This window comes from Propionivibrio sp. (assembly GCF_016790145.1).
Classification (GTDB): Bacteria; Pseudomonadota; Gammaproteobacteria; order Burkholderiales; family Rhodocyclaceae; genus Propionivibrio.
The window spans coordinates 13,795-28,638 of sequence record NZ_JAEUOI010000193.1 but is presented as its reverse complement, the minus strand read 5'-3'; the positions used below and the strand labels follow the sequence as shown (position 1 = coordinate 28,638).

The window sequence follows — 14,844 nt, the reverse complement described above, 5'->3', positions numbered from 1 at the left end:
GAAGCTTCGCGCTGAATCATGACAAATATGACATATAGCTAGCCGCGTGGCCAGAAAGTGATCACTGAAGCCGAAAAATCGTCCCCAGCGGACGAATGGGGCGGCGAAACAATTTGCAATCCTGACTTTTGCAAGAGGCTCCATGATTATGGAATCCGACTAAGGCAGTAGCAATTACTTTGTGGTTCGACTCGGAACCGCTTCCTGCACCACGCGACCAGATCAGCCTCAGCCACGGAGCAAATCTTGATGTAGCCCTGGGTTAGCCGCTGCTGCCGCTGGATGGGGCCGACAATGTAGGGGCAGTCCGGTCGGTGGAGCTTGAGGTAGTCCGCCTTCGGCCTGCGATTGACGTTGAGCACGTATCCGTCCCGGTGCGCGGCCAACCAAGCGCAATAGCCGCGATCATTATCACGGAACTCCTCAATCAGCTCGCAACTGCGGGTGCTGCGGTTAACATCGCGCGCTACTGCCTGCTGGACCTGACGCCTGGGAGACACAGGGCGAGGCTTGGTCTGGATCCCAGAACTTCGATTGCCGTCCTGCCATAGGCAAGCGTTGAGCACCCGTGGCGGGCAGGGCTTGCCGGACACAGCCCCGTATTCGGGGGGAATATGAACAGTCCTGCAGAAGTCGATGAAGTTCTCCCCAGCCTCGCGAGGCAGTAGGCCATGTTCGATGGCCTGTTCGTGAACGGAGTCTTTCTTGTAACTTTCGAACCAATCGATGCACCCGTCTTTCCACAAGCCGAGTAGCCAGTCGGAAATGAGGTAGTTCGCGAGCTGCGGCCCGACGTTATAGAAGTCCCTCTCGATACGGTCGCGCGCCGTGGCCTCGAAGCACGCAGCAGATGTTTGTGGTGGAAACGCACTACCCTGCGCAAATGTCTGAAGGTACTGGCGAAAGCTGGCGCCGTGATTGAGCAGTAGAGCCGAGTTTTGCACATAAGCGCGGATCATCTTGTTGGTCTTACGTGACCCTCTACCTGTCTTGAAGCTGTCGAGTGTGTCAGCAAAAACCATCGCGCCAAGCCTGCCGCTGCTTCGCAGAACCGCGATGCCCTGGTCTACGGAACCACCACGGCTGCCTAGCGTGAGCTGCTCGAGAGCTTTCCGAGCCTGAACCTCGGCCCACAAAGAACCCAAATCGGTAATGAGCGCTTTGCTGTCTCGACCCCACCGCTCACGCAATCCCCTGAACGAGGAGTCCGTCGGATGACGACGTTCAGACGGTCCTCCAACGAAAATATCCGCAGCGAACCCCTGCATATCCTGACTGTGGGCGAAGAACAAACGCCAGTTCATCTCTTCCGGATCATCTGAAACGGGCTCCTGTGCGAGCACGCGGCCAAGGTGGCGGGTGAATAGCTCATTGAGATACACGCTCATGAATCCTCCGAGCAGGTCTGTAGTAGACAACGACAGGCATCATAAAAGTGAAACATTTCGCATTTCCTGCCAGCATTCATTGTCACTCCTGTACCTCAAAATCAAGAGTCTTCGACCCGGCTGCATTGAGCGATTGGGGCAGCGCCGCTGCCTCAATAAGACCCCGCGCTGGCATAGTTCTCGAAGCGGGTGTATTCGCCGACGAAGGTCAGGCGAACCATGCCGATGGGGCCGTTACGCTGCTTACCGATAATGATTTCGGCGCTGCCCTTGTCCGGCGTGTCGGGGTTGTAGACTTCGTCGCGGTAGATGAACATGATGACGTCGGCGTCCTGCTCGATGGCGCCGGACTCGCGCAGATCGGACATCACCGGGCGCTTGTTCGGTCGCTGTTCGAGTGAGCGGTTCAACTGCGAGAGAGCGATCACCGGTACGTTCAGTTCCTTGGCCAGACTCTTCAGCGAGCGCGAGATTTCGGAAATCTCGGTGGCACGGTTTTCGCCATGCCCGCTGACCGACATCAGTTGCAGATAGTCGATCACGATCAGGCCGAGCTTGCCGCACTGCCGGTGCAGCCGGCGCGCTCGGGCGCGCAGGTCGATCGGGTTGAGCGCCGCCGTTTCGTCGATGTAAAGCGGGGCCTCGTGCATCTTGCCCAGGGCAAAGGACAGCCGCGACCACTCGTCGTCGTTGAGGCGACCGGTACGCACACGCTGTGCGTCGAGCTTGCCGACCGAGGACAGCATGCGCATGGCCAACTGGGTGCCGCCCATTTCCATCGAGAAGACCGCGACCGGCAAACCGACTTCAACCGCCACATACTCGGCCATGTTGAGCGCCAGCGAGGTTTTCCCCATCGACGGGCGACCGGCGATGATCAGCAGATCGCCGGCCTGCAGACCCGAGGTTTTTGCGTCGAGATCGTGGTAGCCGGTCGGCAGCCCGGTGATGTCCGAGGGGTTGTCTCGATCATGCAGTTCCTGAATCCGTTCGACGACCTGCGTGAGCAGCGGATTGATATGCACAAAACCGGTCTGATGACGGAAACCGCCCTCGGCAATGGCAAAGACCCTGGCTTCGGCCTCGTCGAGCAGTTGCTTCGGGTCGCGGCCAAGCGGGTTGAGTGCGCTACCGGCGATCTCGTCGCCAGCAGTGACCAACTGGCGCAGTACGGCCCGTTCGCGGACGATTTCGGCGTAGCGCCGGATGTTAGCCGCCGACGGTGTATTGGCCGCCAGTTCGCCGAGGTAGGCCAGGCCACCGGTTTCGCCGCCCTCCCCTGCCAGATCGAGGCTTTCAGCGACCGTAACGACATCGACCGGCTTGCTGCGTTCGAGCAGCTTGCGGATCTGGCGATAAATGCGCCGGTGTTCGTCGCGATAAAAATCAGCCTCGCCGACAAGGTCGGCAATCTTGTCGAAGGCTGCGTTGTCGAGCAACAAACCGCCAAGCACCGATTGTTCGGCCTCGATCGAATGCGGCGGAATGCGCAGATGGGCAATTGCCGGATCAATCGGCGATTGCTGTGAATTGGCTGAATTGAACGACTTGGCCATAAGAATTCCGGTACGCGAAACGGGACAGACAGGAGATGGTCAGAGACGTGAGTTTACCCCGGGCCGGGGTATCCTCGCTGCCCGCAAATGAAAAAAGCCTTGCACCAGGGCAAGGCTTTTTCGCTGGCGCCTGATAATGGCGCCGGATGACTTGGCTTACTGCTCGCCAACCACCACAACCTTGATACTTGCCAGTACGTCGGTGTGCAAAGAGATTTCCAGCGAGGACTCGCCAACCGTCTTGAGCGGACCCATCGGCATGCGAATGTCCGACTTTTCGACCTCAAAACCCAGCGCCTTGAGGCCATCGGCCACGTCATGATTGGTCACCGAGCCGAACAGGCGGCCATCGACGCCGGCCTTGCGGGCCACCGTAACCAGCACGCCTTCGAGCTTCGCGGCAAATGCCTGGGCCGCCAGCAGCTTGTCGGCAGCGACCTTTTCGAGTTCGGCACGCCGGCCTTCGAATTCCTTCATCGTCACTGGCGTGGCGCGCTTGGCCTTGCCATGCGGAATCAGGAAGTTGCGGGCATAACCATCCTTGACCTTGACCAGATCACCGAGGTCACCGAGGTTGACGACCTTCTCCATCAGAATAATTTGCATCGTCTGTTCCTCGATTATTGATGGTTATCGGTATAGGGCAGCAGCGCCAGGAAGCGCGCACGCTTGATGGCCACCGACAGCAGGCGCTGATAGCCGGCCTTGGTCCCGGTCAGACGAGCCGGCATGATCTTGGCGTTTTCAGCAATGTATTCCTTGAACAGGTCGACATCCTTGTAATCGATGCCGTCCATCTTCTCAAGGCTGAAGCGGCAGAACTTGCGGCGCTTGAACAGCCCGCTGCCACGCTTTTTGACGTTCTTGTCATCCTTCTTCTTGAAGAACCTACCCATTTTGATTCCCTTCTACAAATTCGATCATGGTTACATGCAATCTCAACTGCTTGCTGTGCTGGCTTTTTGCGGCCAGGAAGCCGGTCAGATGAACTTTTATTCCTGGAGTCGCCGCCTGCAGCCATCGGGCCGTCTCGCCCAGAGCAATGGCCTGGATTTCACACTCGACGCGCCGTGGGTTACCCGCTTCGACCTGTTCCGACTGGTGCCCGATCACGCATTCCGTTACCGGCACGGCAGCCGGGGTAAAACGCAGTACCTTGCGCTCGATCAGGATTCCGGTGAGTTCAACGCAGTTCAGTTGAGCCTCAATAATCAGGCCGCTGGCTCGACTTCGGCGTCGGATTCGGCATCAGCATCAAGCACCGCATCTTCACGCACTCCCATCATCGACTTGGATTTCTCTTCCTTCATCATCGGCGAAGGCTCGGTCACAGCTTTCTTCATCTTGATGGTCAGGTGACGCAGCACGGCATCGTTGAACTTGAAACCATGCTCAAGTTCAGCAAGAACTTCACCATTGCACTCGATGTTCATCAGCACATAGTGAGCCTTGTGCAGCTTCTGAATCGGATAAGCGAGTTGACGACGCCCCCAGTCTTCGAGGCGATGTACCTGACCGCCATGCGTGGCAACGAGTGCCTTGTAGCGCTCGACCATCGCCGGAACCTGTTCGCTCTGGTCCGGATGGACGATAAAAACGATTTCATAATGACGCATGAACACTCCTCATGGATTAAGCCCCCCGCCATGCGAACGGTGGAGCAAGGTGGAAAAGCCGGCGATTATAGCTGGTTTATGGCTTGTTAATCAATGCTTTTCGGTGTTTCATGTGGCCAGCGGACGAATGCTGTTGGCTTCGCGAACGTCAGGAAACCTCAATTGCCGTAGACTGGGGCAAGGCTTCGCGCTCATTTCGGCGACAGCCGGAATCTGATTGAAGGAAATTCCCTTGAGCTGCGCCGTAATGACGCTGCAATAAAAAAGTGATTTTTGAAAGGACGAGCCCCGCGCAGGGTTGAATGCGCCACCTGCTTGAGCGCATTCAACCCCGGGGGAAACAACACTGCGAGCCTGCAGCTTTTCCTCAGGCCTTTTTACCCAGAGCCTGCTGGAGCTGTTCGAGTGCCGCCGGGTCTTCGATCGTCGTCAGATCACCCGGATCGCGACCTTCGGCCAATGCCTGGATAGAACGACGCAGCAACTTTCCGGAACGGGTTTTTGGCAGCACGGTCAGGAAGTGCACGCGACTCGGGCGAGCGATCGCACCAAGGTTGTCATCCACCTGCTTCATCACCGCCTTTTCAAGCGCGGCACGCAGCTCAGGCGTGGCGATCGATGCGGCATCCTTGACTACCGCGAATGCCATCGGCATCTGACCCTTCAACTGGTCGGCAACACCAACCACGGCTACTTCGGCAATCGCCGAATGGCCCTGGATCGCTTCCTCGATTTCACGCGTCCCGAGGCGGTGACCGGCGACGTTGATCACGTCATCGGTACGGCCAAGGATGTAGTGATAGCCGTCCTTGTCCTTGATACCCCAGTCGAACGAGGAGTAGACCAGCGGCTCCCTGAACAGCGAGAAGTAGGTTGAAACGAAGCGGTCATCGTCACCCCAGACCGTCGTCAGGCAACCCGGCGGCAGCGGCGGAACAATGGCGACAATGCCCTTTTCATCCGGATCGCAGATGGTGCCGTCCTCGCGGAAGATCTTGAGGTTGTAGCCATAAACCGGGAAGCTTGGCGTTCCGTAGCGGATCTCGGTCTTCTCGACACCCGGCATTGCGGAAAGAATCGGCCAGCCGGTCTCGGTCTGCCAGTAATTGTCGATCACCGGCAAGCCGAGTTCGCCCATGATCCACTCGTGGGTCGGCTGATCGAGCGGCTCACCGGCGAGGAACAGGTGCTTCAGGGATGAGAGGTCATACTTGTGCATGAACGAGTTGTCGTGCTTCTTGAGCACACGAGCCGCAGTCGGCGCCGAGAACATGACGTTGACCTTGTACTTCTCGACAATCTGCCACCAGATGCCCGGATCGGGGCGCAGCGGCGTTCCTTCGTACATGATGGTACACATGCCGGCGATCAAGGGCCCGTAAACAATGTACGAGTGGCCGACGACCCAGCCGATGTCGGAGGTCGAAAAATAAGTCTCGCCCTCCTTGCCGCAGTAGATGTGTTTAATCGACGAGGCCAGCGCGACGGCATAGCCACCGGTATCGCGTTGCACACCCTTCGGCTTGCCGGTAGTGCCGGAGGTATAGAGGATGTAGGACGGCTCGGAAGACTCCAGCCAGGTGATCGGCACCTCGGCATCCATGTACTGCGCACGCAGTGTCGCGTAATCGACGTCGCGACCGGCGACCTTGTTGAATTCCTTGTCGAGGCCCCGATCAATCATCAGCACCTTGGCCGGCTTGTGAACGGCCAGCGAAATGGCCTCATCGAGTAGATGCTTGTACGGCACAGCCTTGCCGCCGCGCATGCCTGCATCGGACGAGACGATCAGCTTCGGTGTTGCGTCATCGATACGTGTAGCCAGCGATCCAGGGGCAAAGCCACCGAAGACGACCGAATGGATGGCGCCAATGCGCGTGCAGGCCAGCATGGCGAACATGGCTTCGGCGACCATCGGCATGTAGATCAGAACGCGGTCGCCCTTGCCGACACCAAGGCTCTGCATGATGGCTGCCATGCGCATGACTTCCTTCTTCAGCTCGGCGAAGGAATAAACGACCTCCTGGTCGGTCTCGGTAGAAATGAAGACCATTGCACGGTCATTCGGGCGCTTTGCCGCGTGACGATCAACCGCGTTATAGCAAATATTGGTTTCGCCACCAACAAACCACTTGGCAAAAGGCGGTCGGGAATAGTCGAGCGTCTTTGTAAAAGGCTTGTGCCAGTCAATCAGCTTGGCCTCCTCAGCCCAGAAGGCGTCCGGGTTGTCGATGGATTGCTGGTGAAATTCCTTGATTGTTGTCATAAGTTTTCCTTATTGCTGATACTAAAGACCCTGCACTAAAGGGAATTAATCTTGCCCGGCATCTTTTGAATCCTGCGCCGGGTCAAGCAAGCACTTCTCAATTTCTGCCATCGGCAGATCCAACTTCAAATCACGATCCAACAGTTTCAAAAGCGGCAACAACTGACGACCGAGCGCAGACAAGTGTGGCACAACCTCACTCTCGTGTCCCGACTTGATCAATGCGATGGCATGTTCAATTCTGGGCACCAGTGCTGCGGTCAATGGCTGCATCTGGCAGGAAATAACCTGGTTGCCGCCCATTTGCTGGGCTGTCTTGAGACGAGACCCCGCCAGTTCGATCAAAGCGCCTGCAGATGTTACACCGTCCACCGGGCTATTGCTGACACCAACACTGACCGACAAGTTCAAGCGCTGCCCATGCACGGCTATATTAGCGACATGAATGGCCTCGCGCAGACGATTGCCAAAGGACTCGCAGGCGGGATACGGTGTACCCGGCGAAATGACCACCAGTTGGCTACCGGCAAAGTGACCAAGACTGTCCTCCTTGCGGATCTTGCTGGCCAGCATGTCGGTAAACCGCTGCTGCAATTGCTTGAACACCTCAGCACCGTGTTCTTCACGCAATGCGCCGATATTATCAAAACTCATAACGATGGCGCTGACTTCACTGTCGTGGCGCATAGCGTGCGACATGGCCTGGACCGCCTGCAACTCGATGTACTTGCGGGTAAACAGACCCGATTCCGGGTTCTGGACGTTCTGTTGAAGGTTTTCCTTGAGTTGTTTCTGTGCCTCGACAAGCTGGAGCAGGGAATCGATACGCGCCAGTAATTCGGTAGCGCCCGTGCCCCGGTTGATGAAGTCGGACGCACCGTGAGACTTGGCTCGTGCAAGCGCCTCATCATTGTCTCCGGAGATCATCAGAATCGGCATCTGGGAAAGACGCGGCAGCCTGGAGGCGCGCACGCGAACCAGCAAGCCATCACCGTCGAGTACCGGCAGGGATAGCGAGCAAATCACCAGTTGAATCGATTGGTCAAGAACCAGAACCTGCCAGGCCGCCTCGCCGTCGCTTTCCTCGCGGATTTCATACAGATCGCGGATATGCTTGATGAGCATCGCACGTACCATGCGTGATTCATCAACAATCAGGACACGGGGCAACTGGGTTGGGGTTTCCATTCGTAACTCAGTCCGCAATCATGTTCAACTTTGCACTCTGGTGCGATTAGGCACCGGCAAGTTCAACAACAACCCGACCGCGCGCCTTTCCTTGCAAAAAACCATCGAATACGTCCGGCAAGTCGTCAAAGCTAATCCTGTGCGTCATTTCAAGCAAACGTCGTGGTTTCAGATCAGCACCCAGACGTTGCCAGATACGACTACGGTAAGGTTCGCCAATATAACCGGAATCAATGCCGAGCAGGCACACGCCGCGCAATATGAAGGGCATGACTGTCGTATTGAGCGAGGCACTCGCCGCCATGCCGATACTGGCAATCGTTCCGCCCTGCTGCATGGTGCTGGCCATCCAGGCCAGGACTTCGCCACCGAGGTTATCAACCGCGCCGGCCCACTGCATCCTGTCGAGCGGTCGGAGGCGCGAAAGATCGAGCGCCGAGCGGAGCATGACCTGAGCCGCACCGAGTCGCTTGAGGTAATCAAACTCGGCTTCCTTGCCGGTCAGCGCTGTCACCTGATAGCCCAGTCTGGCCAGCATGTCCACTGCCAGTCCGCCTACCCCGCCGGTAGCGCCGCTCACGATGACCGGCCCTTTGGCCGGTGCCAGCCGGTTTTCCTCCATCCGGACAATCGCCAGGGCCGCCGTAAAACCAGCGGTACCGAGTGCCATGGCTTCAAGCAGGGAAAGACCAGCGGGTAGAGGATGCACCCAGTCGGCAGGAACGCGTGCGAACTCGGCATAACCGCCATGGTGCGCGACACCGATATCGTAACTGGTGGCAATGACCGGGTCGCCGGGTTTGAAACGCGAATCGGTGCTTGTCTCGACAATTCCGGAAAGATCAATGCCGCCCACGCAGGGGTAGCGACGAATGATCCGCCCCGCGCCCGTTGCGGCCAGCGCATCCTTGTAATTGACGCTGGAATAAGCAACCTTGATCGTCACCGCACCCGCGTCAAGCTGCGCTTCATCCATGGTGACAAAACCGGCCTGCGTTTTACCTTCCACTTCGTTGATCAGATAAGCCTTGAACGGACTCATGAACACTCCTTGTTAGCTTGAAAGTCGCTCAAGCGACTCACGAACCACTCCTCGCCCTCCGGGAGAGGGGTCGAGGGTGAGGGAAACCGGCAGGCCAGCAGCTTTCATTTATGTGGGCTAGCAGCAAATTCATGCCCGTCAGAAAACCATGCAATAGCGGCATTCTATGACGGCTCGACTGAAGCGGGCAATGATTGCTCCCCTTTGACGATAATTATCATGATAACCATAAAACCCTGTCGTCAGCATTTATATAACAGGCCCAGTATAAAATAACAAAGTTATTATTAATCATAAGCTTACATCCTGGCAAGACGCCATGTGCCAAATATTGACCGTGCCAAGGGTTTACACCCTGGCGTTTTTCTTTTAGATTCCGCCTCCATGACTCGTAATAAATACATCACAATCCTGCTCAGCGTTGCCACAATCGTTTTTTCCGGGATAGCCACCGCCCAGACAAACGAACAGCAACATAGGCTTAGTGACGAGCCTTCACTGTTTGAACGTTACACGAACAGTGCACAGGATCTGATCCTAAAGGGACTCGAGCTTGTCGGTATCAACTATCGACGTGGCGGCACCGATCCCGACAACGGTCTCGATTGTAGCGGTTTTGTTCAGATCGTTTTCAAGGACTCCGTCGGCATGCTGCTTCCACGCACGGCGCGGGAGCAGAGCGAGATGGGCAACATCGTCGACAGGAACGAACTCAAGGCAGGCGATCTAGTTTTCTTCAACACCATGCGTCGCACCTTCTCGCATGTCGGCATTTACCTTGGCGACAACCGCTTCCTGCACGCCCCGCGCACCGGTGCGGAGATCCGTGTCGAGGACATGAGCCAGGGTTACTGGGTCAAACGTTACAACGGAGCGCGCCGCGTCGTCGAACGCTGAGATTCAGACAAACCGCCCCAAGGACGCACAGGCGTCCTTTTTTGTTGCCCGTCATCTGATAAGGATTCTCATTTACAAACCTTGAAATTCTCGTTATTGTTCCAATTGTTGCGAACCGTTCTTATCTATATTCAGGAGTTACCAAAATGCGTTTCCCCTTGCTCCACCCCTGTCTCGCCATTTGCCTGTGCGGTGCACTGGTTGGCAGCGCCCTTGCTGAAGAGAAGGAGCTCAACCTCTACTCGGCTCGCCACTATCAGACCGACGAAGCGCTGTATACCAATTTCACCCGGCAAACCGGGATCAAGATCAACCGCATCGAGGGCAAGGAAGACGAATTGCTCGAACGCATCAAGAATGAAGGCGCCAACAGCCCGGCCGATATCCTGCTCACGGTCGATGCCACGCGCCTTGCTGCAGCCCATGAAATGGGACTCTTTGCGCCGGTCAAATCGAAACGGCTCGAATCGCGCATTCCCGCCAACCTGCGTGCCGATGACTGGTATTCCTTCTCGACGCGCGCCCGTGTCATTGTTTACGCCAAGGATTCGGTGAAGCTTGAGGATGTTCAGAACTACGTAGATCTCGCCGACCCGAAACTCAAGGGCAAGGTATGTACTCGATCCGGCTCGCATCCCTATAACCTGTCCCTGATGGCTTCGATCATTGCGCACCAGGGCGAAGCCAAGGCGGAAGAATGGGCCAAAGGCGTCGTCGCCAATTTTGCCCGCGCACCGAAGGGGGGTGACACTGACCAGATCAAGGCCGTAGCGGCCGGCGAATGTGGCGTGACGCTGGCCAACACCTACTATGTGGCACGTTTGCTGCGCTCGGACAAAGCCGAAGACAGGAAAGTGATGGAAAAGGTAGGTATCGTCTGGCCGGATCAAAAAGGCTATGGCACGCACATCAACGTCTCGGGTGGTGGCATGTTGAAGCACGCACCGCACAAACAAGCGGCGCTGCAGTTTCTTGAATATCTGGCGAGTGACGAAGCGCAGCGTTATTTTGCCGACGGCAATAACGAATGGCCGGTCGTCGCCACAGTCAAGGTCTCCAATCCCGCCCTAGAAACGCTCGGCAAGTTCAAGGCCGACACGCTGCCGGTCGGCTCGCTGGCGATGTACCGGGCAAAGGCGCAGGTCATCTTTGACCGGGCAGGTTATCGCTAATCCAGCTTACCGCCGTTGTGCAATCTGCCGCGAAAGCAAAATCAAGGGCAGCAACCCGACCGCAACAATCGCCAATGACGCCGTCGAGGCCTCGGCCAGACGCTCGTCGGAGGCCAGCGTGTAGGCCTGCGTGGCCAGGGTATCGAAGTTGAACGGGCGCATGACCAGCGTTGCCGGCAGCTCCTTCATCACGTCCACAAAAACCAGCAGACCGGCCGTGAACAGACTGCCGCGCAGGATGGGCAGATGCACACGACGCAGGATTTCTCTCTGACTGGCCCCCAGACTGCGCGCCACCTCGTCCATGCTCGGCGTCACCCGGGCCAGACTCGAGGTCACCGATTGCAGTGCCACGGCCAGGAAGCGCACCAGATAGGCGTAGATCAGCGCGGCGATGCCGCCGGTGAGCAGCAACCCCGGGTTGCTGCCGAACCCGGCTTCCCATTGCACGGCCAGCCAGTTGTCCAGTCGCGTCACTGGGATCAGCACCCCGACCGCGATCACCGAACCGGGAACGGCATAGCCCAGACTGACCAGACGGTTGAGCGAGCTGGCGACAGGGCCTTTCGAGACGCGTGCGCCGTAGGCCAGCAGCAAGGCCAGGGCAACCGCAATCAGCGCTGTCAGGCCGGCGAGCACGAAACTGTTTCCGGCCAGGACAAGGAAGTGCTCGCCGAATCGTGTATCGCCTTCGCTCAATGCAAGACGCAGCAACAGGCCGGCCGGCAGCACGAAGCCAATGCACAAGGGAATGGCACAGGCCGCCACCGCCAGTAAGGCACGGCCACCTTGCAGCACATGACCGTTCTGCGGCCGCTTGCGCCCGGTGGTGTTGTGAAACTTCGCCCTGCCGCGCGATAGCTGCTCGACCAGCAGCAGCACGATGACAAAGCCAAGCAGCGAGGCAGCCAGTTGTGCGGCCGCAATCCGGTCGCCGAGTGAAAACCACGCCCGGTAGATGCCGGTGGTGAAGGTCTGCACGCCGAAGTAGGACACTGTACCGTAATCGGCGAGCGTCTCCATCAGCGCCAGCGCTGCACCGGCAGCAACCGCCGGTCGCGCAAGTGGCAGCGATACCCTGAAAAAACTGCGCCACGGCCCGATCCCGAGTGTGCGCGCCGCTTCCAGCATGCCGCTGGCGCGCTCGATGAAAGCCGTGCGCGCCAGCAGATAGACGTAAGGGTAAAAGACAAAAATGAACAGGGTCACCGCGCCGCCCAGACTGCGTACGTCGGGAAACCAGTAGTCGGCGCGGCTCCAGCCAAAAGTCTCGCGCAGCCCGCTTTGCAGCGGGCCGACGAACTGAAGAAAATCGGTGTAAACATAAGCCAGCACATACGCCGGCACGGCAAGGGGCAGAACCAGCGCCCATTCGAAGAGTCGCCGTCCCGGGAAATCATGCATCGTCGTCAGCCACGCCGTCGTCACGCCGACAACAATGACGCCAAGCCCGACGCCCAGACACATCCAGAGCGTGTTACCCACATAGTCAGGCAGAACGGTAGCCAAAAGATGCTGCCAGGTCGCGCCGGTGCCGCCGCTGAAAATATTCGTCAGCACACTCATGACCGGCAGACCGATCAGTGCGGCAAGCGCAGCGGAAAAAATAAGGAGAAAATTGAACGAAGAGAGTTTCATGGGCCGCGCGCAGTAGAATGCGAATTATAATTGAGCGCGGCAAGCCTGTCGGTCTTGAGGGGTCTCTATTCAGAGCATATTTATTCCAGGCATCCACCAAGACCAGCCTGGCAAAAGGCGCAGGTCGGGTTAGCGCAGCATATCCCGAAGGCATCGAACATACCTTACCTCTGTTGTCGTTTTACGCTGCCAAGCCAATCCTCATCGGTGACGCTGCGCTAACCCGACCTACGCAATCTGCACAATCCTTACCTTTTCCGATGGCTCATCTCGAACTCGACCACATTGTTCAGCGTTACGGATCGCACACCGTCGTCGATGGCGTCAGCTTTCATGTCGAAACGGGAAGCATCGCCTGCCTGCTCGGCCCCTCGGGCTGCGGCAAGACCACCCTGTTGCGCTGCATCGCCGGTTTCGAACCGATCGCCGCAGGAGAAATACGCGTCGAAGGGACGGCGGTTTCCCGCGCCAACTTCCGCGTCGCACCCGAGCGGCGCCGCATCGGCATGGTGTTTCAGGACTACGCGCTTTTCCCTCATCTAACGGTCAGCGCCAATATCGCCTTCGGTCTGTCGGCACTGGCCGGCAAGCAGCGTCAGGCGCGCGTCGATGAGTTGCTGGCCACGGTGGGTCTGCATGGCCTGGGCCACAAGTATTCGCACGAACTCTCCGGTGGCCAGCAACAGCGCGTTGCGCTGGCCCGCGCTCTGGCGCCGCGTCCGCAACTGATCCTGCTCGATGAGCCATTCTCCAATCTTGACGTCGACCTGCGCGAACGCCTGTCGCTTGAAGTGCGCAGCATCCTCAAGAGCGAAGGCAGTACCGCCGTTCTGGTCACTCACGACCAGCACGAAGCCTTCGCCATGGCCGATGAGATCGGCGTCATGGCCGAAGGCAAAGTACAGCAGTGGGATACGCCCTACAACCTCTATCACCGGCCGGCCAACCGCTTTATCGCCGACTTCGTCGGGCAGGGCGTTTTTCTGCCCGGACTGGTGATCGATAACCATCGCGTCGAAGTCGAACTCGGCCGCCTCGAATCGAGCATTCCGCTTGAATGCCTGCAGGGCTGCGCAGACTGCGGCAAGGGCTGTCGCGTCGAGGTACTGCTGCGCCCGGACGATGTCATTCACGACGACCGCAGCGAGTTGCAGGCCGAAGTCCTGCACAGTGCCTTCCGTGGCGCCGAGTTCCTGTACACCCTCAGGCTGGCCAGCGGCGCCGAAGTTCTGTCGCTCGTTCCTTCACATCACAATCATGCCATCGGTGAGCGCATCGGCATCCGCCTCGACGTCGACCATGTCGTCGCCTTCCGGACCGCAACATCCACTGCGCAGCCCATGCTGCAGTCCATTCTTTTCCAGCGATGATTCCCTGGCTGGAAAGCACCGACGCCTTTCCCCCGCTCGAACAGGCGCTCGACGAACCGAACGGCCTGCTCTGCGCTGGCGGCGACCTGTCACCGCAACGCCTCATTCAAGCCTACCGGCAAGGCATCTTCCCGTGGTATGCCAAGGGCGAACCCGTTCTCTGGTGGAGCCCCGACCCGCGCATGGTCCTCGTTCCTTCCGAATTCAGGATTTCGCGCTCACTGCGCCGGACGTTACGCGCAGGCGACTACCGGATCAACCTCGACAGCAATTTCCAGGACGTCATCCGCGCCTGCGCCAGAACACGACGCAAGGGCCAGTCGGGAACTTGGATCACCGCCGAGATGCAGGCCGCCTATTGCACACTGCATGAACTTGGCTTTGCCCACACGGTCGAAACGTGGATTGATGACAAGCTGGCTGGTGGCCTCTATGGTCTGGCCATCGGCAAGATGTTCTACGGAGAATCGATGTTCTCGCACGCCACCGATGCCTCGAAAATCGCCCTCGCCCACCTCGCCCGCTTTCTCGATGATCAAGGCTTTGGACTGATCGACTGCCAGATGGACACGCCGCATCTCGCATCGCTCGGTGCCCGGCAAGTTCCGCGTAGCGAATTTATCGCTCGCCTGCGCGAATTGACCGCCATCCCGCCCCGGCAAGGGCGCTGGCCAAGCGACGGGGCAACCCGGGACTGGGGTTGAAGTGATG

General features: G+C 58.2%; 14 protein-coding genes. 4 read left to right on the top strand and 10 right to left on the bottom strand.

Features of this window, described 5'->3' with window-relative positions; translation table 11 throughout:
- Window positions 1–146 precede the first annotated feature (146 nt).
- From JNM42_RS15865 to JNM42_RS15825, 9 genes are all read right to left on the bottom strand, one after another.
- Window positions 147–1,388, bottom strand: coding sequence for a hypothetical protein (locus JNM42_RS15865; protein ID WP_294272324.1), 1,242 nt, complete (start codon window positions 1,386–1,388; stop codon window positions 147–149).
- Window positions 1,389–1,540: 152 nt separating this feature from the next.
- Entirely contained in the window at window positions 1,541–2,944 is a 1,404-nt protein-coding gene (dnaB, locus tag JNM42_RS15860; RefSeq protein ID WP_294272322.1) for a replicative DNA helicase, read from the bottom strand.
- A 156-nt stretch (window positions 2,945–3,100) separates the two neighbouring features.
- The gene (rplI, locus tag JNM42_RS15855; protein WP_294272320.1) at window positions 3,101–3,550 is read right to left on the bottom strand and encodes a 50S ribosomal protein L9; all 450 of its coding nucleotides are present in this window, start codon (window positions 3,548–3,550) and stop codon (window positions 3,101–3,103) included.
- A gap of 14 nt (window positions 3,551–3,564) precedes the next feature.
- Window positions 3,565–3,840 (bottom strand): 30S ribosomal protein S18, encoded by a 276-nt coding sequence (gene rpsR, locus JNM42_RS15850; RefSeq protein WP_186411290.1) that lies wholly within the window; start codon window positions 3,838–3,840, stop codon window positions 3,565–3,567.
- Window positions 3,833–4,141: a primosomal replication protein N gene (gene priB, locus JNM42_RS15845; RefSeq protein WP_294272326.1), complete on the bottom strand. Its 309-nt coding sequence runs from the start codon at window positions 4,139–4,141 to the stop codon at window positions 3,833–3,835. The genes rpsR and priB overlap by 8 nt, the downstream gene beginning before the upstream one ends.
- A 14-nt stretch (window positions 4,142–4,155) precedes the next feature.
- The gene (gene rpsF, locus JNM42_RS15840; protein ID WP_294272313.1) at window positions 4,156–4,560 is read right to left on the bottom strand and encodes a 30S ribosomal protein S6; all 405 of its coding nucleotides are present in this window, start codon (window positions 4,558–4,560) and stop codon (window positions 4,156–4,158) included.
- A 367-nt stretch (window positions 4,561–4,927) separates the two neighbouring features.
- Complete coding sequence (locus JNM42_RS15835; RefSeq protein WP_294272311.1) at window positions 4,928–6,826, bottom strand: propionate--CoA ligase; 1,899 nt, start codon at window positions 6,824–6,826, stop codon at window positions 4,928–4,930.
- A gap of 45 nt (window positions 6,827–6,871) precedes the next feature.
- A complete protein-coding gene (locus JNM42_RS15830; RefSeq protein WP_294272307.1) occupies window positions 6,872–8,014 on the bottom strand; it encodes a diguanylate cyclase in 1,143 nt (380 codons plus the stop codon).
- Between the two features lie 46 nt (window positions 8,015–8,060).
- Window positions 8,061–9,056 carry an oxidoreductase gene (locus JNM42_RS15825; protein ID WP_294272304.1) on the bottom strand — a complete coding sequence of 332 codons (996 nt, stop codon included), beginning with the start codon at window positions 9,054–9,056 and terminating at the stop codon, window positions 8,061–8,063.
- A gap of 384 nt (window positions 9,057–9,440) precedes the next feature.
- Between JNM42_RS15825 and JNM42_RS15820 the strand changes: the two genes are divergently transcribed.
- Window positions 9,441–9,953, top strand: coding sequence for a C40 family peptidase (locus JNM42_RS15820; RefSeq protein ID WP_294272302.1), 513 nt, complete (start codon window positions 9,441–9,443; stop codon window positions 9,951–9,953).
- Between the two features lie 146 nt (window positions 9,954–10,099).
- Window positions 10,100–11,125 carry a Fe(3+) ABC transporter substrate-binding protein gene (locus JNM42_RS15815; RefSeq protein WP_294272300.1) on the top strand — a complete coding sequence of 342 codons (1,026 nt, stop codon included), beginning with the start codon at window positions 10,100–10,102 and terminating at the stop codon, window positions 11,123–11,125.
- Window positions 11,126–11,131: 6 nt separating this feature from the next.
- On the opposite strand, the gene JNM42_RS15810 is transcribed toward JNM42_RS15815, so the two are convergent.
- Window positions 11,132–12,763, bottom strand: a complete 1,632-nt coding sequence (locus tag JNM42_RS15810) for an iron ABC transporter permease (protein ID WP_294272297.1) — start codon at window positions 12,761–12,763, stop codon at window positions 11,132–11,134.
- A 260-nt stretch (window positions 12,764–13,023) separates the two neighbouring features.
- On the opposite strand from JNM42_RS15810, the gene JNM42_RS15805 reads away from it, so the two are divergent.
- Together JNM42_RS15805 and aat are read left to right on the top strand one after the other, a co-directional pair.
- Window positions 13,024–14,133 (top strand): ABC transporter ATP-binding protein, encoded by a 1,110-nt coding sequence (locus tag JNM42_RS15805; RefSeq protein ID WP_294272294.1) that lies wholly within the window; start codon window positions 13,024–13,026, stop codon window positions 14,131–14,133.
- Window positions 14,130–14,837: a leucyl/phenylalanyl-tRNA--protein transferase gene (gene aat, locus JNM42_RS15800; protein WP_294272291.1), complete on the top strand. Its 708-nt coding sequence runs from the start codon at window positions 14,130–14,132 to the stop codon at window positions 14,835–14,837. Before JNM42_RS15805 ends, aat begins: the two co-directional genes overlap by 4 nt.
- Window positions 14,838–14,844 lie beyond the last annotated feature (7 nt).